Annotated in this window: 21 protein-coding genes and 1 pseudogene; 11 read left to right on the forward strand and 11 right to left on the reverse strand. The window is 64.8% G+C overall.

The annotated features are described in order from the left end of the window. Positions 1-129 precede the first annotated feature (129 nt). Positions 130-1,743, forward strand: a complete 1,614-nt coding sequence (locus OWC48_RS10565; protein ID WP_282519930.1) for an acyl-CoA synthetase — start codon at positions 130-132, stop codon at positions 1,741-1,743. A gap of 16 nt (positions 1,744-1,759) precedes the next feature. Beyond that, on the forward strand, positions 1,760-2,767 hold the full coding sequence (locus OWC48_RS10570; protein ID WP_282519931.1) for an NAD(P)-dependent alcohol dehydrogenase: 1,008 nt from the start codon (positions 1,760-1,762) through the stop codon (positions 2,765-2,767). On the opposite strand, the gene OWC48_RS10575 is transcribed toward OWC48_RS10570, so the two are convergent. Continuing rightward, on the reverse strand, positions 2,764-3,696 hold the full coding sequence (locus OWC48_RS10575; RefSeq protein ID WP_282519932.1) for an AraC family transcriptional regulator: 933 nt from the start codon (positions 3,694-3,696) through the stop codon (positions 2,764-2,766). The two genes, OWC48_RS10570 and OWC48_RS10575, sit on opposite strands and share 4 nt — an antisense overlap. A 195-nt stretch (positions 3,697-3,891) precedes the next feature. Beyond that, positions 3,892-5,088, reverse strand: coding sequence for an MFS transporter (locus tag OWC48_RS10580; protein WP_282520081.1), 1,197 nt, complete (start codon positions 5,086-5,088; stop codon positions 3,892-3,894). 196 nt (positions 5,089-5,284) lie between these two features. Between OWC48_RS10580 and OWC48_RS10585 the strand changes: the two genes are divergently transcribed. The 3 genes from OWC48_RS10585 to OWC48_RS10595 all read left to right on the forward strand — a co-directional run bounded on the left by OWC48_RS10585 (position 5,285) and on the right by OWC48_RS10595 (position 8,228). Then, positions 5,285-6,088: an MBL fold metallo-hydrolase gene (locus OWC48_RS10585; RefSeq protein WP_282519933.1), complete on the forward strand. Its 804-nt coding sequence runs from the start codon at positions 5,285-5,287 to the stop codon at positions 6,086-6,088. Positions 6,089-6,245: 157 nt separating this feature from the next. Then, positions 6,246-7,265: an alpha/beta fold hydrolase gene (locus OWC48_RS10590; RefSeq protein WP_282519934.1), complete on the forward strand. Its 1,020-nt coding sequence runs from the start codon at positions 6,246-6,248 to the stop codon at positions 7,263-7,265. Positions 7,266-7,280: 15 nt separating this feature from the next. Next, positions 7,281-8,228, forward strand: a complete 948-nt coding sequence (locus tag OWC48_RS10595; protein WP_282520082.1) for a fatty acid desaturase — start codon at positions 7,281-7,283, stop codon at positions 8,226-8,228. Positions 8,229-8,284: 56 nt separating this feature from the next. Here the strand turns inward: OWC48_RS10595 and OWC48_RS10600 are convergent, their stop codons facing one another. Further along, a complete protein-coding gene (locus OWC48_RS10600; RefSeq protein WP_282519935.1) occupies positions 8,285-8,518 on the reverse strand; it encodes a hypothetical protein in 234 nt (77 codons plus the stop codon). Positions 8,519-8,656: 138 nt separating this feature from the next. After that, entirely contained in the window at positions 8,657-9,640 is a 984-nt protein-coding gene (locus OWC48_RS10605) for a YafY family protein (RefSeq protein WP_282519936.1), read from the reverse strand. 84 nt (positions 9,641-9,724) lie between these two features. Here OWC48_RS10605 and OWC48_RS10610 point away from each other — a divergent pair, with 84 nt between their 5' ends. Next, positions 9,725-10,369, forward strand: a complete 645-nt coding sequence (locus OWC48_RS10610; protein ID WP_282519937.1) for a glutathione S-transferase family protein — start codon at positions 9,725-9,727, stop codon at positions 10,367-10,369. Positions 10,370-10,386: 17 nt separating this feature from the next. Next, positions 10,387-10,821 carry a DUF6157 family protein gene (locus OWC48_RS10615; RefSeq protein WP_282519938.1) on the forward strand — a complete coding sequence of 145 codons (435 nt, stop codon included), beginning with the start codon at positions 10,387-10,389 and terminating at the stop codon, positions 10,819-10,821. On the opposite strand, the gene OWC48_RS10620 is transcribed toward OWC48_RS10615, so the two are convergent. From OWC48_RS10620 to OWC48_RS10635, 4 genes and pseudogenes are all read right to left on the reverse strand, one after another. Continuing rightward, entirely contained in the window at positions 10,822-11,607 is a 786-nt protein-coding gene (locus tag OWC48_RS10620; RefSeq protein ID WP_282519939.1) for an enoyl-CoA hydratase/isomerase family protein, read from the reverse strand. It abuts the gene before it with no gap. A gap of 23 nt (positions 11,608-11,630) precedes the next feature. Next, positions 11,631-12,734 (reverse strand): annotated as a pseudogene (locus tag OWC48_RS10625) (cyclic nucleotide-gated ion channel); the annotation flags it as partial. Positions 12,735-12,890: 156 nt separating this feature from the next. Continuing rightward, positions 12,891-13,109 (reverse strand): hypothetical protein, encoded by a 219-nt coding sequence (locus tag OWC48_RS10630; RefSeq protein WP_282519940.1) that lies wholly within the window; start codon positions 13,107-13,109, stop codon positions 12,891-12,893. A 122-nt stretch (positions 13,110-13,231) separates the two neighbouring features. Continuing rightward, entirely contained in the window at positions 13,232-14,677 is a 1,446-nt protein-coding gene (locus OWC48_RS10635; protein ID WP_282519941.1) for a TAXI family TRAP transporter solute-binding subunit, read from the reverse strand. Positions 14,678-15,080: 403 nt separating this feature from the next. Between OWC48_RS10635 and OWC48_RS10640 the strand changes: the two genes are divergently transcribed. Together OWC48_RS10640 and OWC48_RS10645 are read left to right on the forward strand one after the other, a co-directional pair. Continuing rightward, positions 15,081-15,428, forward strand: a complete 348-nt coding sequence (locus OWC48_RS10640) for a DUF3307 domain-containing protein (RefSeq protein ID WP_282520083.1) — start codon at positions 15,081-15,083, stop codon at positions 15,426-15,428. A gap of 293 nt (positions 15,429-15,721) precedes the next feature. Further along, positions 15,722-16,135, forward strand: coding sequence for a hypothetical protein (locus tag OWC48_RS10645; protein ID WP_028148857.1), 414 nt, complete (start codon positions 15,722-15,724; stop codon positions 16,133-16,135). On the opposite strand, the gene OWC48_RS10650 is transcribed toward OWC48_RS10645, so the two are convergent. Together OWC48_RS10650 and OWC48_RS10655 are read right to left on the reverse strand one after the other, a co-directional pair. Continuing rightward, a complete protein-coding gene (locus tag OWC48_RS10650) occupies positions 16,132-16,455 on the reverse strand; it encodes a YkgJ family cysteine cluster protein (protein ID WP_282519942.1) in 324 nt (107 codons plus the stop codon). The two genes, OWC48_RS10645 and OWC48_RS10650, sit on opposite strands and share 4 nt — an antisense overlap. A 5-nt stretch (positions 16,456-16,460) precedes the next feature. Continuing rightward, a complete protein-coding gene (locus OWC48_RS10655; RefSeq protein WP_282519943.1) occupies positions 16,461-17,159 on the reverse strand; it encodes a YafY family protein in 699 nt (232 codons plus the stop codon). 113 nt (positions 17,160-17,272) lie between these two features. On the opposite strand from OWC48_RS10655, the gene OWC48_RS10660 reads away from it, so the two are divergent. Continuing rightward, on the forward strand, positions 17,273-17,533 hold the full coding sequence (locus OWC48_RS10660; protein WP_282519944.1) for a hypothetical protein: 261 nt from the start codon (positions 17,273-17,275) through the stop codon (positions 17,531-17,533). A gap of 68 nt (positions 17,534-17,601) precedes the next feature. Next, entirely contained in the window at positions 17,602-18,330 is a 729-nt protein-coding gene (locus OWC48_RS10665; RefSeq protein ID WP_282519945.1) for a glutathione S-transferase family protein, read from the forward strand. A gap of 347 nt (positions 18,331-18,677) precedes the next feature. Here OWC48_RS10665 and OWC48_RS10670 read toward each other — a convergent pair whose 3' ends face one another. Beyond that, positions 18,678-19,829, reverse strand: a complete 1,152-nt coding sequence (locus OWC48_RS10670) for an ABC transporter substrate-binding protein (protein ID WP_282519946.1) — start codon at positions 19,827-19,829, stop codon at positions 18,678-18,680. Positions 19,830-19,886: the final 57 nt, after the last annotated feature.

Raw genomic sequence — 19,886 nt, forward strand, 5'->3', positions numbered from 1 at the left:
GGTGCACCAGCCCAAGTTTGCCTCGGTGAAGCGGCAATTCTTGCGTCATGACGCCAGCATGCAGGCAATTTGACCCGGCCGACAGCGCCGACTACGCTTCGCGCAAATTGCAAATCCCGGGGAGTAGAAATGTCGAGCGACACCGCGGCCACCATCTCGAAAGCGCGCGAGCATTCCATTGGTGATCTTCTGCGCCGCTCGGCAGGCCGCGAGCCGGACAAGCTCGCGGTGAGCTGCGGCCATGTCAGCTGGACGTTCGCCGAGATGGACGCGATCTGCAACCGGCTCGGCCGCGGCCTGCTCGGTCTTGGCGTGAAAAAGGGCGACCGTCTCGCCGTGCTCTCGCGCAACTCGCATGCCTTTGCCGCGCTGCGTTTTGCGGTGGCCCGCATCGGCGCGGTGCTGGTGCCGATCAACTTCATGCTCAATCCGGACGAGATCAATTTCATCCTGAAGAGCTCCGGCGCAAAACTGCTCGCGACCGGTCCCGATTTCGTCGAGCCCGCGCGCGCGGCTTCGGCCAAAGGCTGCGCGGTCGAAAAGATGGTCTGGCTGCCGGGCGAGGATCCGGCCACGGCGCCCGCGGGCCTCACCACTTTCGACGATCTCCTCAACCCCGACGGCGCGTTCCTGGAGGCCTCGGTCGACAGCCGCGATCTCGCACAGATTGTCTATACCAGCGGCACGGAATCGCTGCCCAAGGGCGCGATGCTGACCCATGAAGCCGTGATGTGGCAGTACGTCAGCTGCATCATCGACGGCGGCATGAGCGCGGACGACAAGTTCCTGCACGCGCTGCCGCTCTATCATTGCGCCCAGCTCGACGTCTTCCTGGGACCGCAGATCTATCTCGGCGCCTCGGGCGTGATCACGGGCAAGCCGACCGCCGACAACATCCTGGCGCTGGTCCAGGCGCACAAGATCACCTCGTTCTTCGCGCCGCCGACGATCTGGATCGCGATGCTGCGCTCGCCGAATTTCGACAAGACCGATCTGTCGACACTTCAGAAGGGTTATTACGGCGCCTCGATCATGCCCGTGGAGGTGCTGCTCGAGCTGCAGCGCCGCCTGCCCAACGTCAAGTTCTGGAATTTCTACGGCCAGACCGAGATCGCGCCGCTCGCGACCGTGCTGCGGCCCGAGGACCAGCTGCGCAAGGCCGGCTCGGCCGGCAAGCCCGTGCTCAATGTCGAGACGCGCGTGGTCAACACGGCGATGGAAGATGTGAAAGTCGGCGAGGTCGGGGAGATCGTTCACCGCTCGCCGCATCTTCTCTCCGGCTACTACAACGATCCCGTGAAGACCGCGGCGGCATTCAGCGGCGGCTGGTTTCACTCCGGCGATCTCGCCACCATCGATGAGGACGGCCACATCACCGTGGTCGACCGCGTCAAGGACATGATCAAGACCGGCGGCGAGAATGTCGCGAGCCGCGAGGTCGAGGAGATGGTCTACCGCATCCCCGCGGTCTCCGAGGTTGCCGTGGTCGGCCTGCCCGATCCGCGCTGGATCGAGGCGGTCACGGCGATCGTCGTGGTCAAGACCGGCGAGAAGCTCGACGAGGACACCGTCATCAAGCACTGCGCCGGCCAGATGGCGCATTTCAAGGTGCCCAAGCGCGTCATCTTCGTCGACAGCCTGCCGAAGAACCCGAGCGGCAAGCTGCTCAAGCGCGAGCTCCGCCAGCGCTTCGTCGGCGGCGAGACACTCGACAAGGCGATCCAGAAGAATTTTGGGACGTAAGCACGGAGCGGTCGCCATGAAAGCCTGGCAAGTCGCGCGCGACTGGTCGATCGAGGGGATGGAGCTGGTCGATCTGCCGAAACCGACGCCTGGCCCCGGCCAGGTCGCGGTACGGATGAAAGCGGCATCGCTCAACTACCGTGATCTGCTCACGGTGCAGGGTAAGGGCGGCGTCTCCCGATTGCCGCTGATCCCGTTCTCGGACGGTGCCGGCGAAGTCATCGCGGTCGGCGACGGTGTTGCCCGCGTTGCGGTTGGCGATCGCGTCTGTCCGATGTTCTTCCAGTCCTGGATCGACGGGAAGGTGTCGGCGTCCAGCCGCCGCTATGCGCTCGGCGGCACGCGGCCGGGCGTGTTGCAGGAGGTGATGCTGCTCGATGCCGAGGGCGTCAGCCGCATTCCATCGCACCTTTCGTTCCTGGAGGCGGCGACGCTGCCCTGTGCTGGCCTCACGGCGTGGCGCGCGCTGTTCGAGGAGGCCAGGGTGAAACCCGGTGACACCGTGCTGGTGCAGGGCACCGGCGGTGTCTCGATCTTCGCGCTGCAATTCGCAAAGCTCACCGGCGCGAGCGTGATCGTGACGTCGTCGAGCGACGAGAAGCTCGAACGTGCCAAGGCGCTCGGCGCCGACCACACCATCAATTATCGTTCGGTGCCGGAGTGGGGCAAGGCCGCGGCCGATTGGACTGGCGGCGGTGTCGATCACATCGTCGAGGTCGGCGGCAAGGATACCTTTGCGCAGTCGCTCGAGGCTGTCAGGATCGGTGGCAACATTCTGGTGATCGGCGTGCTCACCGGCTTTTCGCAGCAGATCGCGATTCCAAGCCTGTTCTCCAAGAACCTGCACGTCATCGGCCTGTCGGTCGGCAGCCGGCGGATGTTCGAGGCGATGACAGCCGCGATCGGGCGCAACGGCATGAGGCCAGTGATTGACCGTGCGTTCGGCTTTGACGCCGTGCCGGACGCGTTGCGGCTGATGCAGCAGGGCGGTCAATTCGGCAAGATCGTGGTTGAGTTTGCCTAGTCCATCTCGCCGGAAAGCATCCTGACGTCGTCGGGCGTCCGTCCGAAGCGGCGGCGGAATGCGCGGTGGAAGTAGGAGACGTCGTGAAAGCCGGCGAGGTGCGCGATCTCGATGATCTTGCGCGTTCGCAGGTTTGGATTCCGAAGCAGCCGCTGCTCCAGAACGAAGCCGCTATAGGTGATGCCGGCCTGCTCGAACATCAACTGGATCGTGCGCGGGCTGATCCGGTGCGCGGCTGAAAGGACGGTGAGCGACAGCGCGGGGCTGTCGAGCTGGGCCAGGATGTCGGATTTGAGCGTTTCGAGACGCGCCGCCGCAAGGCCGCGCATGCGAGCTTGCTCGGCGACATCGCCGCGCGCGCCGATCATCAGCACGGAGAGGTCGAACAGATGCTGCGAGACTGCATCGAGCTCCGCGGGCGCGAGCTTGTCGGCATAGGTGTGCGCAAGGTCATAATATCGCAGGTACATCGCCGTGATCGGATTGGCGCCGGGAATCGACTGCGCAATCAGGTCCTCGGCATTCGGGCACGCGCGCAGCAGCGCCTTGCGCGGCAGTAGCGTCGTCCGGAAGTCGCCGTGCGTCGTCTGGGTGATATGGGCGCCCTTGATCGAGGGGTCGCCGATCGTGACGTCGCCGGCGGCGACCTCCAGCGGACGTCGTCCCATGGCCCCGCTCAGCGCCGAATTCGGCGACACCGTGATCACCAATTCGTCGTTCGTCCCCAGCGACACGAAGGAGATCGGCGTGCCGAACGAGGCCGAGAGTCGGAGGCGCGGAAGAATGGCCGGCGAAATGGTCCGGTGAACACGTCCTTCCCCGATCGGAACGAAATCGACGTCCGCGACCTGGCGGCAGAACTGCTCGCGCCATCTTTCATAGGCCTGGCCATTCGGGTCGCCATCGAATGAGAGTTGAGGCTGGATCATCGATCGGGAAGGGCAGGTTGGTTGGCGATTTACGGCAGGTTGTATCGTCAGGCCGGTGCGCCGCAACCGCAAAAGCGCTGGATTGCGTGATAAGCCACTCGCGGTGACGCGCTGTGACCGCGACCTGGTGCCGCAGCCCGGTGTGCCCGGATCGTAAAAGCAATTCGCGCCGTGATGTCCGGGCGGCCGCTTGGCTCAATACTTCTTCACCGCGGCACCGAAGGCCAGCCACAACACCATCGATGCGAGCCCGAAGCCGCCGAGCAGCAGGAAGGTCGAGCCGTAGCCGATCCATTGCGCGATCCAGCCGCCGAGCGCGGGGCTGAGACTCGCGCCGATGCCTTGCACGGTGATGACGGCGCCCTGGCCGAGATTGATGCGGCCGGTGCCGTTGAGTGAGCGCGCGACCATGCCGGGGACGGCCACCGTCTGCAGCCCGGTGCCGATGCCGTCGAGCACCTGCATCGGCACGACGCCCCACCATCCCGTGACGAAGAAGGCGAGCACGCCGCGGATGGGCAGGAACATGAAAGAGACCAGGATCACCGGCCAGTAGTTGCGCTTGCTCGCGGCCTTCATCGCGATCAGCGACGTCACGACCATCACGCCCTGCGCGATCACGACGGTGGTCGCGACGAAGGTCGGGCCGTTGGCCTGGCCTTCGGCCACCGCCGCAAGTCCATAGAGCGGTACGATCGCGGCGTTGCCGAGATGAAACAGCGCGAGCGCCAGCGCCAGCACGAGCAGCGCCCGGTGCTTGAGCAGTATGGTGAACGCATCCGGCGCGCTGTCAGGGTCATCCTCCTTGCTGCCGCGCGAGGCGCGATCGTCGATCGCCTTTGCGGGGATCATCAGCACGCAGGCAATCGCGATGGCGCCGAACACGGCCGCCAGCACGAACACGAAGACATAGCCGAACTTGTAGCCGAGATAACCCGACAACGCTGCGCCGACCATGTTGCCGGCATGGTTGAAGGCCTGGTTGCGGCCGTTCAGCGCATTGAAGCCTTTTTGTTTGGCGATGCCGAGGGTGATGCCTGTGACCGCCGGCACGATCGCGGCGCTCGCCAGCGATTGCGCGACTTGCGACAACGTGACCGCCCAGAAATTCTGCGAGATCAGGATGATTGCGGACGCAAGCACCACGCAGATGCCGGGGATGACGACCCACAGGCGCTTGTTGCGGCTGGAATCGATGAAACCGCCGATCGGCGTCGTGGCCAGCATGCCCGCGACATTGCCGATCGTCAGCGCGGTGCCGATCAATCCGGTCGCCCAGCCGCGCTCCTGGAGGAACACGCCGACGAACGGTCCGATGCCCGACTGCATGTCGGCCATGAAGAAGTTGACTGCGTAGAGGGGCCAGAGGCGGGGAGGGGAGCGCGATGCCATCGGGACGTTGAGCGACTGCCGGCGGAAATGGTCTTGCACAAGCAGGGCTGACAAGACGGGCTGACATGACCGGCCAACTGGCGCCGGGGCGGACCGGAAAGTAACATGTGCTAGCCGGGTTGGTTCCTCCGCACTTGCGATGGGAGGGCTACGGCGTCATCTCGTGGGTGTCCCCTCCTTCTTCTGGATCATGGCCATGCCTCTCTGGACCTGCGAAACCTGCGGCGCGCAATTTTCGGACAGCGGAAATCCGCCCGCATCCTGTCCGATCTGCGAGGACGAGCGGCAGTTCGTGAACTGGAAGGGCCAAACCTTCCTCACACGCGCGGAGCTGGCTGGCGGCCACCGCCTGGTCTGGCGCGATGATCTCGGCCTCACCGGCCTTGCGCTCGAGTCGAGCTTTGCCATCGGGCAGCGCGCGCTGCTGGTCCCCGACGGCGGCGGATGCGTGATGTGGGATTGCATTCCGCTAGCGACGTCGGAAGCGATCGCGCATGTGCGGTCGCTCGGCGGATTGAAGGCGATCGCGATCTCGCATCCGCATTACTATGGCGCGCTTGCCGACTGGAGCGAGGCGTTCGGCGGTGTGCCGGTCTATCTGCATGCCGATGATCGCCAATGGGTGACGCGTCCGCATCCCGCCATCGTGCACTGGACCGGTGATCAACAGCGCATCTCCGACGATGTGCTGCTGCTCCGCACCGGCGGTCATTTCGCGGGCGCGACCATGCTGCACCATGCGCGCGGTGCGGAGGGCAAGGGCGCGCTGCTCACCGGCGACATTGCGCAGGTGACGATGGACCGCCGCTTCGTCAGCTTCATGTACTCCTATCCGAACTACATGCCGCTCAACGCCTCCGCGGTGCGGCGGATCGCGGCTGCTGTGGAGCCGCTCGCCTTTGACCGCATCTACGGCGCCTGGTGGGGCCGCAACATCGCCTCCGGCGCCAAGGCCGCATTCGCAGCGTCCGTGCAGCGATACATCGCGGCCATCGCCTGACGCGCGACGACCAAAACCCCCTTGTCCTGATCTAATAACTGTACTATAAGTACAGATATTAAGCGCAGCGCAACGATGCGTTTGCTGGTCCGGCACGAACGATGCATCGTGGTTGCGGCGGGCGCATGCTGCGGCCGCGTGAGCGGGAGTTGGACGCATGACCGGGCAGCGCGACTACGAGATCTTTGAGGCCGGCGACGTCACGCTTCAGTCCGGCGCCGTCTTCCCCGCGATGAAGCTCGCCTACAAGACTTACGGCACCCTCAGCCCCGCCAGGGACAACGTTATCCTCTACCCGACCTCGTTCAGCGCCCAACACTACGACACGGAGTGGCTGATCGGGCCCGATGGCGTGCTCGACCCTACGCGCTACTTCATCATCATCCCGAACCTGTTCGGCAACGGCCTGTCGTCCTCACCGTCGAATTCCGGCGAGGCGCCTTTCCCGCAAATCACCTATCACGACGCCATCGCGATCCAGCACCGTCTGCTGACCGAGCGTTTCGGTATCACAAAGCTCGCGCTGGTCTATGGCTGGTCGATGGGCGGCATGCAGACCTATCATTGGGCGGCGCTGCATCCCGACATGGTCGCGCGGGCCGCGGTGGTCTGCGGCAGTGCGCGCTGCGCGCCCTATAATTACGTCTTCCTCGAAAGCGTGAAGGCCGCGCTGACCGGTGATCCCGCCTTCCGCGACGGCCGCTTCGTCGAGAAGCCCGTTGCCGGCTATCGCGCCATGGGACGCGTCTATGCCGGCTGGGCGATGTCGCACGGCTTTTACCGCGACGAGCTGTGGCGGGAGGCGGGATTTACCTCGCTCGAGGATTACCTGGTCCGGAACTGGGACGCGACCTTTGCCCGGCGCGACGCCAACGATCTCCTCGCGCAAGCCGGGATCTGGCAGCGCGGTGACATCAGTCGTTGCGTTTCATTCGGCGGCGATCTCGATCGGGCGCTGGCCGCGATCAAGGCGCATGTGCTGCTGATGCCGGGTGCGACCGACCGCTATTTCGACGTCCGCGATAACGAGGACGAGCTCGGCAGGCTGATCAACGCAAAATCGGCGGTGCTGCATCCGATCCCGTCGCTGCACGGCCATCGCGCCGGCAACCCCGTCAACAATCCGCGCGACCAGGCCTTCCTCAAGGCCGAGGTCGCAGAGCTTCTCAGCAAGTAGGGCGAGCCTTCGATGATGACTGACGCGACCGTTTCAGAGCCCGGCCATCGCCTGAAGCCGCTGAGCCCGGCGATGCTGCGTGAATTGTCGGTGCGCTCCAATCTCAGGGGGGCCGCGAAAAGTCTGAGCCATTACGGCCTGATCGTGCTGGTCGGCGCGCTGGTCTGGAAGGTCTCTTCAGCCTGGGGCGTGTTATGGGCGCTGCCGCTGATGGCGGTGCAGGGCTATTTCGTCGCCTTCCTGTTCATGGCGCTGCACGAGACCGCGCACAAGACCGCGTTCAGGAGCCGTGCCCTCAACCTTGCGGTCGGCTATCCCTCGGCCTTCGTCATCGGACAACCTTACGAATATTACTGCCTGTTTCACTGGGACCATCACCGCTACACCCAGGATCCGGACAAGGACCCGGAGCTGATCGTCGGCGTGAAGCCGAAATCCGACACGCAGCTCGCGCTCGCCTATAGCGGCCTGCTTCAGGTCGCCGGCCGCCTCCGGTTGATGCTCGGCCACGCCGTCACCGGCAAGGTCACCGTGCCCTGGATTCCCGAAAACAAGCGCGCCATCATCGTGCGCGAGGCGCGCGCCTATGCCGGGCTCTATGCGCTGCTGCTCGCGCTCTCGCTATGGTTCTCCTCGGCGTTGCTGCTCTGGGTCTGGATTGTCCCGCTCATGATCGGGCAGTCCTTCCTGCGGCCCTATCTCTATGCCGAGCACACCGGCTGCGACCGCACCCGCAGCGCCTTCCAGAACACGCGCACCACCTACACCAGCGCGATCGTCAAATGGTTCGCGTGGAATATGCCCTACCACGTCGAGCATCACGCCTATCCTTCGATCCCCTTCCACGCCCTGCCGAAGCTGAACGAGATCGTGGACGGCGAGATCGTCTATCGCGGCCGCGGCTATATCGCGACGACGCGCGAGACCTGGGCCTGGTTTCGCCGGCAGCGGCAGATAGGTTAACCCAATGCAAAACTCCGGCCGCAGCGCGGCCGGAGTTTTGTCGAGGGCGTCAGATATCAGTAGATCCCGTAGGCGCAGACATTCACGACGCGGACGCGCAGGCCGTGGCGGGTCTGGACGACGCGCTCCTGGTAGCAGTTGCTGACGCCGGTGTTGACGTAGACGCCGCCAAAACCCCAGCCGGGACCCCAGTGATGATGGAAGCCGTGGGCCGAAGCCGCGGTGGGCGCGAGACCGGCAGCACCGAGCGAACCAGCGGCGATCAGACCAAGAGCAAGCTTACGAAACATTTTCATTCTCCAGTGTGGCGCTAAGGCCGTTGTTGTGTCCCTGCATCTCCGTCGGGCCGAGACGCGAACGCGTTCAGGGCGCGAGGCAGGAATCGTGTTTCAGGAATGTTTCGCGGGTTTCGGCGAAATGCGCCGCCGTCAGGCTTTTCGCGCCGCTGCGCGATAGCACGCAGCCATCGCCTGCGTCATCTCCGCCATCTTCTCGCGGAGATCGGCGGGCTCCAGCACTTCGGCCTCGGACCCCAGCCGCAACAATTCGGATGCCGCGTGCCATGACGTCTTGCCGGTCGGCACGCGCGCGATGCGCCAGCCGTCCGCATCGATGGTCTCTTCAAGTTGCGTGCGTGCCCTGACATAAGGCTGGCTCAGCGCGTCGAGCAGTTTGACGCCTAATGGCGACAGCCGCACGATCGCGACATTGGGATGCATCTCGGCTTCGAGGCGAAGCGTCGCAGCCTGCCAATAGGCGGCGAGATCGAACGCGGCGGGACGATCGAAGCGGTCGTCGAGCGCGGTGCAGTCCAGCACGCGCGCGACACGATAGGTGCGCACACTGCCGTCGACTTGGCCTGCGAGATACCAGCTGCCGCCCTTCAGCACGAGACCGAGCGGCGCGACGCGGCGCTGCTTCTCCGCGCGCCAGCTCTGGTAGCGGATCTTGATCAGCGTCCCGCGCAGAGCGGCGCCGGCAATGGTGCGCAGATGTTTGGGTTCTTCCGTCTCGCCGAACCAGCCGGGTGCATCCAGGTGAAAACGCTCCTGCATCCGCCCGGCGTCTTCGCGAAGGTTGGCCGGGAGTGCCGCCATCAGCTTGTTCTGCGCGGCGATCATCGCCGCGTCCAGCCCGAGCGCCGCGGCCGGTCCCGGCAGTCCCGCAAGGAACAGGGCCTCCGCCTCGTTCTGCGACAGGCCGTTCAAACGCACGCGATAACCGTCGAGCAGGCGATAGCCGCCCTCCGCGCCGCGGTCGGCATAAACGGGGACGCCGGACGCCGCGAGCGCGTCGATGTCGCGATAGATCGTGCGCACGGAGACCTCGCAGGCCTCCGCAAGCTCGGGCGCAGTGACCTGCCCCCTGGCCTGGAGGGTGGTGAGGATCGACAGCATTCTGCTCGCGCGCATGGTCCCTTAAACCATACCTGACACAAGATGTCAGGTATGGTCCGCTACAAGCGCCATCGCCAGCCGGCCAGATGGAGACCTGCTATGACCGATCAGAACCGCATCACCCTGTATTATTCGCCGCAAACCCGCGCCACCGGCGCGCGGGTGCTGCTGGAGGAGCTGGGCGCGCCCTACGATCTCCACGTCCTCAACATGAAGGCCGGCGAGCAGCGCCAGGGCGCCTATCTCGCCATCAATCCGCTCGGCAAGGTGCCGGCGGTCCGCCACGGCGAGGCGCTGGTGACCGAGCAGGTCGCGATCACCATCTATCTCGCCGACCTGTTTCCGCAGGCGGGGCTGACGCCCGCGCTGAATGATCCGCTGCGCGGTCCTTACCTGCGCTGGATCGCCTGTTACGGCGCATCGTTCGAGCCGGCCTTGATCGACAAGTTCATGCAGCGCGAGCCGGCGCCGATCATGCAGTCGCCCTATGCCGATTACGACACCATGCTGGGCGCCCTCGAGACGCAATTGTCGAAGGGGCAGTATCTGCTCGGCGAGCGCATGACGGCTGCCGATATCTTGTGGGGTCTCGCGTTCAGCTGGACGATGATGTTTGGCATCGTGCCGAAGAAAGATGTATTCGTTCGCTATGCCGAACGCATGACCTCCCGGCCTGCGTTCCAGCGGATCAATGCCGCCGACGATGAGATGGCGGCGCAGCACGCCGCGGCCGCAGGTGGTTGAATGATCCAGGGTTGCAGATGACAAAGTCGATCCACACGACCAACTGCGTCAACACCTTCATCCGGGTCGCTGACGACTGTCCCGCGCATACCGGCGAGGAGCCGCCGCTGCGCGCGGGAAAGCCGACGGTGGCGTGCCTGCAATACGAGATGATCGCCAAGGCACCCTACAAGCACACGTCCGACGACGTGATCTTCGCGACGTCCGCGCCGGGACGCGAGCTCGATGTGAAGGCGACGAAGACGGAGAAGCGTGCGGCCCGTGAAGCGTTCTTCTCCCGGGGGCAGGCGTGCATGAGGGCGTCGAGCCTGGGCAAGCGCTTCGGCTGGGGCGTTCATGCCGACAGCGAGGGCCGGATCGCGATTTACGCCGTCGACAGCAAACGCTACCAGGCTCTCGTCCGCGATCCCAAGCTCACGCAGGTGCGCGCGATGCGGTCGCAGCGGGCGTGATCAGTATTTTGGCGGCCGTTTTTCCGCGAACGCCTTGATACCTTCCTTGATCTCGGCGCCGCGCATGCTGTCGCGGTGGCGCTGATCGGCGGCCGCTTCGTCCAATTCGCCGCGGGCGAATTCGTTGATGGCGCGCTTCATGCCGGCCATTGCCTGCGGCGCGTTGCCGGCGAGAACCGTGGCGAGCTTGTCGACCTCCTCGTCGAGGAGTTCCACCGGCACCATGGCGGTGAGATAGCCGATCCGCAGCATCTCCGGCGCGCTGATCTTCTGCGCGGTGAGGAACAGCTTCTTCGCGTTGTCGACGCCGAGCCGCGTCACGTAACGCTTGATGCCGCTTCTGTAGTAGTGCAGTCCGAGCCGCGCCGCCGGCATGAACATCTCGGCGGTGTCGACGCCGATGCGGAAATCGCAGGCGAGCGCGAGGTCGGTCGAGCCGCCATAGACGCCGCCATTGAGCCGGCAGATCGTCGGCACGCCGAGATCCTCCAGCCGGTTGACGACGACCTCGAACGCCGAGCCCGCGCTCTGCTGCTCGTTGGCGCTGACCGCGCGCTCGGCAACCGAGTTGAGGTCGTAGCCCGCCGAGAAGGCCCGCCCCGTGCCGGTCAGCACCAGCACGCGGATATCAGGATCGGCCTCGATCCGGTCGAAAAGCCTGACCAGCTCGCCGAGATCCTCGGCCTGGAGCCGGTTGAGATGTTTGGGCCGGTTGAGGCGGATGGTGGCGCGTGCGCCGTCACGTTCGAGCACGGGGCTTGAGGCCGCGTCGGCTGTGTCCGACATTCTTGTCTCCATTTATATTTATTGTTTTCGAGCGTGCGGCGTTTGGCTTCCGCGTCGATGGTCTCGGCGAGATCGGGATGCCGCGCCATCAGCACGCGGAAGTCGACGAGGTCGAGCACCAGCAGCCGCGACACCTTCGTGGTCGAGACATTGGCGCCGCGCATATTGTTGCCGAGCAGGGCCATCTCGCCGAAGAAGGCGCCATCGCCGAGCTGGACCTTCTTGCCGGGCAGGTCGACCTCGACCTCGCCGGCGGCGATGAAATACATGCAGTCGCCCTGCGCCCCCTTCCGGATGATCATGGTGCGGGCCGGCAGCTCCATGGTGCGCAGCATGTGGGTGACGTCGGCGATGGCGGCAGGCCCGAGCGCTGCGAAGAACGGCACCTTGCTGACGGATTCCCAGGTCTTGAGGAAATTGTCGCGGCGGGTCTCAGCGGCAAAGCCGGTGGCCAGGATGCCGGTCCAGAGCCCGAACACGCCGAGGCCTGAGATCATCACCATCGCCGCCACCACGCGCCCGAGCGGCGTCACCGGCACGACGTCGCCATAGCCCGTCGTCGTCAGCGTGACGACAGCCCACCACAGCGCGGCGGGGACGCTGCCGAAAGTCTGCGGCTGCACGTCCCGCTCCAGGAAATATTCGGCGACGGAAGCGAGGAACACCACCATCAGGAAGATCACGAGCACGCTGACCAGCGGTCCCGATTCCAGCACCAGCACCCGGCGGAGCTGCCGCAGGCCGGGAATGCCCGGCACCACCTTGAGGACCCAGAGCACGCTGAGCAGCCACGCCGTCTTCGGCTCGATGCCGATCAGGAGCGCGACCGGCACGGCCAGCGCGCCCAGAGCATCGACCACTCCGGCAGAGGAGGTCATGTAGAGCGACAGGCGCCCCGTTTGTGCCATGTGGCGCAGCCGGACCACCCATTCGAACACGAAATAGACGAGGCAGGCCCAGAGCAGGGCGTCGACCCAGCGGGGCGCCGTCTCATAGGCCGGGTTGACCGTCAGCAGCACCATGCTGAGCACGCCGAGGCCAACCGCCGCATAGGCCGCCTTGGTCATGTTGCGGCCGGCCGTGGCGGCCACGAACTGGGCCAGTGCGGGGATCAGCGGCTTGGACATGCGGGAAGGCGGGCTCGGTCGTGTCTCTTGAGGTCCCGGCTGGGACGCCACCGCCAAAGTGCCCGCCCGGGCAGGAGCCGTCAACGACGGGCAGGGCTTGCCCGCAGCATCGTCGGATAGGGGCGCGGAAGCCCGGTGCCGTGGTGGATCCGGGGACTACCTGAAATGTGGTGGCTCGTCGTAGCCGCGGCGGCTGCTGAAGAAAAGCAACACCATCAGGCCGATGCCGACGACGAGGGAGAAGCCTGCCCCCAGCGCCAATGCCACATAGCCTTCCGTCGGGATCGGCTCGCCCTCGATCGCCATTGCGGAATAGGCGAAATATCCAGCCGCCACCAGCATGCCCAGAAGGATTATGATGAGGAGTGTACGCATCACGCGTGCTCCGGTTGTATCCGGGAACAAACGGTTGTGAATGGGGACGGTTCCCGAATCCGGCCCGGGGATTCGCGGGAAATGTCGGCAAGGCGCCACTGCAAGACCGTCAAATCGATAGGTCAGGCACTCTGAGCTGTCTTCACCACGACGATATTGCTCTCGTCCTGCTGGGGAGGGGCCGTATCCTGCGCGATCTTGTCGGCCTCGCCGCAGTGGCGTTTGAGATAGTCACGGCGCATGCCGATCTCGTCGCGGACGAACTCGTAGCCGAGCTTGAAGGTGTCGAGCCCGTCGGTACTGATCGTGCCGTCTCTGAGACCTATGACGGCGCCGCGCAGAATGCCCTCCAACTCATCCTGGAGACATTCGAGCTGGTCCAGCGAATGCGCGTGCTCGATGCGTTCGCCGATGTCGAGGACGGCGGTTGAAAGCTCGCCAGCCTTCTCAGGCGCGATGCGGGTGATCTTGGCGTAGATCGCGGCGAAGATCGAGCCGATCACGCTGAGCGCGGCGGCGCCCAGATACATCAGGTCGCTGTACTTATCCATGAACGACTTGGTGTCGTCGTTGATGTAGTCGGCCGCCCCCTGATGCGCCATCACGTAGGCATCCTTCTCGACGGAGGCCGGCTCGATCCGGCTGGCGAAGCCGTTGTCGAGCCCGAGCGCGGATTTGTTCTCATAGACGACGCGCGCGAGCTCGCCCGCCGTGCTCGCCGACATCCTGGATTGCGTGACCAGCAGCCATTCGAGCCCGATCGTGTCGAGGTCGTCGTCGGGAATTTCCGGCGATGCGGACAGCGTGCCCGCGGTTAGCGTCTCGCTGGAAATGCCGGGAATCTTGCGCGCCAGCGCCTTGGCCTCGTCGATCGCGTTCAGCGTGAAGCCGCCGCGCTTGGCGACCTGCTCATAGGCCTTGTCCCGCACCGCCCTGGAGGCATGGACGATGGCGATCACCGCGCCAAACCCGCTCGCCGGCGCAAACAGCTTGTCGAGCGTTGCACCCTGCGGCGCCATCTGGATCCTGGCGGCGTCCGGACCGTCGGGGATGTCGAGGATGCTGCGGACGAAGGCGAGCGAGGATTCGTTCTCGGCGAGGACGGCGACTTTCTTCTTCTTGAGTTCGGCGAGCGACTTGATCTTCTTGCTGCCGGGACCGAGCAGCAGCACCAGATCGTGCTCGAGGATCGCGAGCGTGCGCGCCCGCAGCGGCACCTTGGTGTCGGTGCGAAGGACGGCGAGGTCGGCCTGCTTGCGGTCGAACTGTGCGAGCGCCCTGGCGTTGTCTGGGTTGTTGACGATCTTGATCCGGAAGCGCGAGGCGTTGTTCTTCAGCAGCGTGGCAAGCTTGGCGGCGAACAGCGCTTCGTCGCTGTTGGGGGGGCCGACGGCAAAGGTCAGCGTCTCCGAATTGTGCAACATGGCGCGGCCGCCCCAGACGGTGGCGAGCGACAGCAGCAGGGTCAGCACGACGTAGAGAAAGACCTGCTGCTGATTGGTCTTGATTACCTTGGGGCGCCGCGGCGGCGGTTCGGTCGGTGACGAGGTCGGGCCTTCGGTACTCATGGCAGCACTCCGGCCCTATTCCTGAGTGGCGGACGGCTCGCGGATACGATCGCGGCGGGCGCCCTGCAATTCCTAAACGTCTGAAAAAAGAACGATATTCTCCGCCGACAATGATAGCGCGCCGATACCGGAATGCAAAATTCGAGCCGGAGGTAACCTTACTCGAGCCGGCCGCGGCGATTGGTCATCCTATCACCAGTTAGCCACAGTTGGCGATTTTCCAGTTCCCCCCGGCTGCATTCCGTCGCGGGAGATGTCATAAATCACACGTCCCGGCGATTTGACCGGTCCAAAAAGAAGTTGCGCTGAACGCTCCGGTCTTTCTTGTCACGTCAATGAGGGCGTCAGCTTGTCGTTTCCACCCATGTCATCGGCGGTTCCGGTCGAAGCGCTCATTGGCTGGATGTTGCTGCTCACCTTCAAGCACATCATCGCCGATTTCGTCCTCCAGACCGCCTGGATGGCGCACGGCAAGGACCAGAAGCACGGCTGGGCTTTGCCGCTTCTGGTGCATTGCCTGGTTCACCTCGCGGTTGCGCTGCCGCTGATCCTGTTGGTGGCGCCGCGATTCTGGTTCGTCGCCTTCATCGACTTCGCGATCCACATCACCATCGACCGCGCCAAAGGGTTCGTCTCCGCCAATTTCGGTGTCGACCTGGCGCATCCCTGGTTCTGGACCCTGATCGGCGTCGACCAGGCCCTGCATCACCTGACCGGTTTCGGCCTTTCCATCTTCATGGCGGCGAACTGAGGCCGGCGGCTCTCTGGAGTGGCTGCCGGGCCTGCATGGTTCGAGACGGCGCTGCGCGCCTCCTCACCATGAGGGGGTAGGATCTTTCAGCAGAAACCGACCTCATCCTGAGGAGCCCGCCAATGGCGGGCGTCTCGAAGGATGGCCGCAGGCGGTCGCTACCCCCGCTTTCAACCCACCAGGGCGCCTCCGATTCGCGACCAGGGCGCAAGGACCCCGGGTGACTACCGGGCGGCGTGGTTAACCTTTCATTAGAGAATTGCGCTGCATCTTCGGCAACGAGGAGAACCGCAATGTTTTCAAGCCGCGACGCATATGAAAGCGATTTCTGCCCGGTCCGCGACGAGCTCCTTGGCGAGATGTATCGCGCTAGCGAGAGTGGCCTGCCGAGGCTGGTTGAGAGTGTTTCCCCTGACGCGCGCGCCAGGCTGGCGCTGTTCTGCTATCGCCGCAGCCATCTGCACTCGCTGGCGGTCGCGATCGCAGCCAGCTGCAACGAGCGTGACCTGATCGACAACGGCGGCCGCGTCGGCTCGACGCTGTACGCGCTGTCGCGCGAAAGCACGGTCAAATCGTCGCCGTCGCTGTCGGGGGGCCGCAAGCCGATCACGCTGTCGACCAAGCCGCTCTCGGTGCTTGCACCGCTTGAGGACGGGTTCGACGACGAGGTCAGCGAAGCCGTTCCAGCTGTAGCCGTTCCAGCTTAAGCGACCTCGATTACCGGCAGTCCGAATTTCCGCCGCGCCATCGCGCATTCGGCGTCTCCCGGCATGCAGGTGCGGCACACCTCCGGCCGGACCTCGTAAATGCCGCAGGCCGTCTGCTTTCCGATCTCCCCCCGCAACGCCGAACAACGATCGCCCTCGCAGCGCATGCCGGATTGGCGCGCGTTGACGAGCGTCTCGGGGATTGCGGCAAGCTCCTCGTCGCTCTCGATCGAGAAGCGCGGCCAGTTCTCCGAATAACCACAGCAGGCGCCGCAGCTCTGGCAAAAGCTCGACAGATCGACGGGGGAGATCTCTTCCATCGCGCTCACGTGTCCTTTGGCGGGCCCCAGACCAGGCTCTGCCGCCATCTTGCGCGCAGCACGTCGCGCCGCTCCGGATATCTATCGTCGAGATAGCTCGCATCCACGACGCGGTCGGTGCGGAAGCTGCGGAAGTCGCCGCGCAGCTCGCACCAGGCCGCAAGCAGGCGCACGGCTTCGAGATAGCCGACCGAGATCGGCCAGATCATGCGCTCGCTGGGGCGGCCCTGCTCGTCGCGATAACGCAGCATGATCTTCTTGCCTTCGTGGATCTGAGTGCGCGTGCGCGCCATGTCTAGGCGATCCGGCTCCCTGTTCCAGCTCGGCCGCGCGCGGCTTGCCGGCTCCAGCACGAAGGGACGCAAGCGCTCAGGCACAGTGTCGGCGATCTTGGCCATCAAATCTTCGGCGGCGCGTGCCAGCGCGGAATCGGCATGGCCCGCGACCCATTGCGCGCCCAGCACCGCCGCCTCGATCTCGTCGGGTGTCAGCATCAAGGGCGGCAGGTCGAAACCCTTCTCCAGGATGTAGCCCATGCCGGCTTCGCCGCGGATCGGCACGCGCTGGCCGATCAAGGTTGCGATGTCGCGATAGATAGTGCGCTTCGAGGTCTCGAGCTCGGCCGCGATCGCGTCCGCGGTCAGCGGCTTACGCGTGCGCCTCAGCACCTGGATGATCTGAAACAGCCGGTCGGCGCGTCTCATGACAATTCTCTTATCGGGGGACGGATCAGAAAATGGCGCGCTGCTGCTGACAGGATGTTGGCAGCAGGGGGTGTCTATACCGGGACAACACATCGACTGAAGAGGATTTGTCCATGATCATTCCAACCCATTTTGGCCCGGCGATTCCGATGTTGCGGGCACAGGTCTGGTCCGCCTGGGCGCTCGGCCGCCTCGTTTCGTTCGATCTCATGGCCGTCGACCTCCGATTTGCACTCGCAAGCGTGATGGCACGCTCGCTGACCCGGGCTGCGGACGCGCTGGCCCGTCATGTCATGGCCCGTGCCTGGCGGGGGGCCCGTTTCGCAGAAGATATCACGGCTGCTGCCACCATGGTGGCAGCAGCCGGTCACTAGGTTCCCTCAAAGTTTCGCAAGTCCAAATTTCGCAGCTCCAAATTTCGCAGGTCCAGGAGAGAGTTCGCATGATCACGCTTTATGGCTTTGGCGCCGGCTTCGGCCTGCCGGAAATCAGCCCCTTTGTCACCAAGACCGAGGTCCAGCTCAAGATGGCGGGACTGCCCTACCGGAAGGAGCGGGCGATGCCGCCGGCCTCGCCCAAGGGGCAGCTGCCGTTCATCGACGATGGCGGCGAGGCGGTGGCCGATTCCACCTTCATTCGCGCCCATATCGAGCGCCGCTATGGCTTCGATTTCGACGCCGGGCTGTCGCTGGCCGAGCGGGCGCAGGCCTGGGCGTTCGAGCGCATGATCGAGCATCACGTCTACTGGGCGCTGGTCGGGGCGCGCTGGGTCGATTCGGTCAACTTCGCCAAGGGGCCCGCGCATTTCTTCGACGGCGCGCCGGAGCACAATCGCGAAAAATTGCGCGAGGATGCGCAATTCCGTGTCGCCGAGAACTATCTGCTCTCCGGCCTCGGCCGCCACGCGCCCGATGACGATGTCGATCTCGCGGTGCGTTCGCTGTTCGCGCTCTCGGTCCAGCTCGGCGACAAGGCCTACCTGATGGGCAACAAGCCCTGCGGTGTCGATGCCACCGCCTTCGGCGCGCTCGCCGGAATCCTGACGCCCTTCTTCGAATCCGGCCTGCGTCAGCGTGCCGAGGGATTTGCGAACCTCACCGCCTATGTCGACCGCATGATGGACGATTATTATCCGGAGTTCGCCTGGACCCCGCTGCGGCAGGCGGCCTGAGGCCGAATGGAATGAGACTCCTCTCGCGCCCCGAAGGAGGTGCGTTCCCTCCCCCCTTGCGGGGGAGGGCTAGGGAGAGGGGTAGCCCAGCAAAAGGTGCCGGTTGTTGTTGATGCATCGAGGGCGGGTGCGTGACGGAAAGAATCCCCGTGCGGCACCCCTCTCCCTGCCCCTCCCCCGCATCCGCCTTCGCCAAGGCTACGGCGGACAAGAGGGGGGAGGGAACGGAGAGAGCGCTGCTGTTGGCTGAACTCGATTCGACTTCACGCTTGTCAATCTCAAAGCCAAAACAAAAGAGCCGGCCCATCAGGCCGGCTCTCGTCGTCTCGAAACTTTCGCGCCGCGCCTTACCTCACCAGCGTGTACTTGCCGTTCTTCACGGTGAGCAGGATGCGCGAGCGCTCGTCGAGGCCGTAGCGGTCCTTTTCGGTGAAGTTGTAGACGCCCTGGCTCGCTGCCAGCTCCTTCTCCGACAGCAGCGCCTGGCGGATCGCTTCGCGGAATTCCGGCGTGCCGGGCTTTGCGGTCTTCAGTGCCGTCGGAATGATGCGCTTGAGGATCTCGAACGCATCATAGGAATGACCGGCGAACTGGCTGCGGCTGTTCGGGCCGTACTTGGCCTCATAGGCGGTGTTGAGCGCGAGGCCCGGCTTCTTGGTGGCGGCCTCGTCGGGCTGGTCCTCGGGATCCATGACGGGACCGGAGGCCATCAGCACGCCTTCCGCTGCTTTGCCGGCGATGCGGATGAAGTCCATGCTGGCGGCGCCATGGGTCTGGTAGATCAGGCCCTGATAGCCGCGCTCGCGCAGCTCGGTCTGCGGCAGCGCGGCCGCGGTCCCGGAAGCGCCGACCAGGATCGCGTCGGGGTTGGCGGCGACGAGCTTCAGCACCTGTCCGGTCACCGACGTATCAGGGCGGGCGAAGCGCTCCTCATCGGCGATGGTGATGCCCATCGGCACCGCCTGCGCCTTCAGGTCGTTGAACCAGAGGTCGCCATAGGAGTCGGAATAGCCGATATAGCCGACGGTCTTCACGCCCTTCGCCTTCATGTGGTCGTACAGCACCTTGCCCACGATCGGGATCGGCTGCGGCATCGCCACCGACCACTTCATGCGCTCAGGCGTGATCGGGAACGGCGCCAGGCCGAAATGCGGAATGCCGGCCTCGTTGGCGACGTTGGAGACCGCGATGGTCGGCGGCGTCAGCGCCGAGCCCATGATGATGTCGGCCTTGGATTCGGTCACGAAGCGGCGGGCGTTGGTGGTCGCCGTGGTGGGATCGCCGCCATCGTCGAGCACGATCACCTTCAGCGGCACGCCGCCGATCTCCTTCGGCACGAATTCCAGCGCGTTGCGCTCGGGAATGCCGAGCGCCGCGCCCGGGCCGGTCGTGGTGGTGGTGATGCCGATGGTGATTTCGCTGGTCTGGGCCAGCGCAGGCAGAGCCGGCAGGGCAAGCGTCGCAGCAGTGATGGCGGCGGTCAGGTAAAAGCGTTTCATCTATTCCTCCCTTGACGTGTTTCTTTGAAAGCAGAAATCGGGGGGTAATTCAGCCCC

Origin of the sequence: Bradyrhizobium sp. Arg816, from assembly GCF_029989365.1 — a bacterium.
GTDB lineage: Bacteria > Pseudomonadota > Alphaproteobacteria > Rhizobiales > Xanthobacteraceae > Bradyrhizobium.

What these genes read in the sequence shown, in the direction of transcription:
- OWC48_RS10635 (WP_282519941.1), bottom strand. Translation starts at nt 14,677, where the DNA reads ATGAGTACCGAAGGCCCGACCTCGTCACCGACCGAACCGCCGCCGCGG.
- OWC48_RS10645 (WP_028148857.1), top strand. Translation starts at nt 15,722, where the DNA reads ATGTTTTCAAGCCGCGACGCATATGAAAGCGATTTCTGCCCGGTCCGC.
- OWC48_RS10585 (WP_282519933.1), top strand. Translation starts at nt 5,285, where the DNA reads ATGCCTCTCTGGACCTGCGAAACCTGCGGCGCGCAATTTTCGGACAGC.
- OWC48_RS10665 (WP_282519945.1), top strand. Translation starts at nt 17,602, where the DNA reads ATGATCACGCTTTATGGCTTTGGCGCCGGCTTCGGCCTGCCGGAAATC.
- OWC48_RS10620 (WP_282519939.1), bottom strand. Translation starts at nt 11,607, where the DNA reads ATGTCGGACACAGCCGACGCGGCCTCAAGCCCCGTGCTCGAACGTGAC.
- OWC48_RS10570 (WP_282519931.1), top strand. Translation starts at nt 1,760, where the DNA reads ATGAAAGCCTGGCAAGTCGCGCGCGACTGGTCGATCGAGGGGATGGAG.
- OWC48_RS10600 (WP_282519935.1), bottom strand. Translation starts at nt 8,518, where the DNA reads ATGTTTCGTAAGCTTGCTCTTGGTCTGATCGCCGCTGGTTCGCTCGGT.
- OWC48_RS10670 (WP_282519946.1), bottom strand. Translation starts at nt 19,829, where the DNA reads ATGAAACGCTTTTACCTGACCGCCGCCATCACTGCTGCGACGCTTGCC.
- OWC48_RS10595 (WP_282520082.1), top strand. Translation starts at nt 7,281, where the DNA reads ATGACTGACGCGACCGTTTCAGAGCCCGGCCATCGCCTGAAGCCGCTG.
- OWC48_RS10615 (WP_282519938.1), top strand. Translation starts at nt 10,387, where the DNA reads ATGACAAAGTCGATCCACACGACCAACTGCGTCAACACCTTCATCCGG.
- OWC48_RS10660 (WP_282519944.1), top strand. Translation starts at nt 17,273, where the DNA reads ATGATCATTCCAACCCATTTTGGCCCGGCGATTCCGATGTTGCGGGCA.
- OWC48_RS10640 (WP_282520083.1), top strand. Translation starts at nt 15,081, where the DNA reads ATGTTGCTGCTCACCTTCAAGCACATCATCGCCGATTTCGTCCTCCAG.
- OWC48_RS10630 (WP_282519940.1), bottom strand. Translation starts at nt 13,109, where the DNA reads ATGCGTACACTCCTCATCATAATCCTTCTGGGCATGCTGGTGGCGGCT.
- OWC48_RS10605 (WP_282519936.1), bottom strand. Translation starts at nt 9,640, where the DNA reads ATGCGCGCGAGCAGAATGCTGTCGATCCTCACCACCCTCCAGGCCAGG.
- OWC48_RS10575 (WP_282519932.1), bottom strand. Translation starts at nt 3,696, where the DNA reads ATGATCCAGCCTCAACTCTCATTCGATGGCGACCCGAATGGCCAGGCC.
- OWC48_RS10565 (WP_282519930.1), top strand. Translation starts at nt 130, where the DNA reads ATGTCGAGCGACACCGCGGCCACCATCTCGAAAGCGCGCGAGCATTCC.
- OWC48_RS10580 (WP_282520081.1), bottom strand. Translation starts at nt 5,088, where the DNA reads ATGGCATCGCGCTCCCCTCCCCGCCTCTGGCCCCTCTACGCAGTCAAC.
- OWC48_RS10655 (WP_282519943.1), bottom strand. Translation starts at nt 17,159, where the DNA reads ATGAGACGCGCCGACCGGCTGTTTCAGATCATCCAGGTGCTGAGGCGC.
- OWC48_RS10610 (WP_282519937.1), top strand. Translation starts at nt 9,725, where the DNA reads ATGACCGATCAGAACCGCATCACCCTGTATTATTCGCCGCAAACCCGC.
- OWC48_RS10650 (WP_282519942.1), bottom strand. Translation starts at nt 16,455, where the DNA reads ATGGAAGAGATCTCCCCCGTCGATCTGTCGAGCTTTTGCCAGAGCTGC.
- OWC48_RS10590 (WP_282519934.1), top strand. Translation starts at nt 6,246, where the DNA reads ATGACCGGGCAGCGCGACTACGAGATCTTTGAGGCCGGCGACGTCACG.